Source organism: Roseateles sp. P5_B10 (assembly GCF_056400485.1).
Genome location: NZ_JBFULE010001299.1, coordinates 1 through 972, shown reverse-complemented (window position 1 = coordinate 972; position 972 = coordinate 1). Strand labels below are relative to the sequence as shown.

The following is a 972-nucleotide window of genomic DNA, read 5'->3' as shown; positions in this document are numbered from 1 at the left end:
ACAACGGACATGGTGAACTGGACCCAGCATGGCGCCATCGCCTCCCTCCGGGATTTTCCCTGGGCCGCCAAGGAGATCTCCGGCTGGCACGGTTTTGAAAACGGCGCCTGGGCCCTTCAGGCGATTGAGCGGGATGGCAAATGGTATCTCTATGCTCCGTTGCAAGGCCGGGGCATTGGCGTGCTGGTCGCCGACAATCCCCTCGGGCCTTACACCGATCCCCTCAAAAAACCGCTGATCGGCGGCCAGTATGACAGTATCGATCCGACCGTTTATATCGACGACAAGGGCCAGGCCCATCTCGCCTGGGGCAACCCCAATCTGTGGTCGGTGAAGCYGAACAAGGACATGATTTCCTACGACACCAGTGTTGGGGAGAACGGCCTCATTCGGCATCCGATGACCGTCAAGGCCTTGGGCGAGCGCATCCCTGCGGACGCAAAACGCGGCACGTCTTACGAAGAAGGCCCCTGGCTCTATAAGCGCAATGAGCGCTACTACTTGTTTTTTGCCGCTGGTCCGCTTCCTGAACCTCTCGGCTACTCCACCGGCCCCACACCGCAAGGGCCGTGGACTTACGGCGGCGCCGTCATGGCCCCGCAAGGCGCCTTCACAAACCACCCCGGCGTGGTCGATTTCAAGGGCAAGACCTACCTTTTCTATCACAACGCCGCGCTTCCGGGAGGCGATGGCTTCAAACGTTCCGTCTGCGTCGACGAGTTGAAGTTCAATCCCGATGGCTCGGTCCCGATGGTGCAGCCAACCAAGGAAGGGCCGGCACCAGTCGGCACGCTCGATCCCTACAAGCGAGTCGAAGCAGAAACCATTGCCTGGTCTTCCGGCGTCAAGATCGAGCCCAGCAGCGCCGGCGGCCAGAACGTGCGCGGCATCCACGATGGCGCCTACATCCAGGTGCGAAATGTCGATTTCGGCGTGGCCGGCGCGCGCGCCTTCATGGCCAGCCTCGCCAGC

Annotated in this window: 1 protein-coding gene; it reads left to right on the top strand. The window is 61.7% G+C overall.

Going from position 1 to position 972, the window contains the following annotated elements:
• Window positions 1–12: 12 nt before the first annotated feature.
• The coding region (locus AC1DU6_RS32870; protein ID WP_477862477.1) for a family 43 glycosylhydrolase at window positions 13–972 on the top strand (960 nt) is incomplete at its 3' end.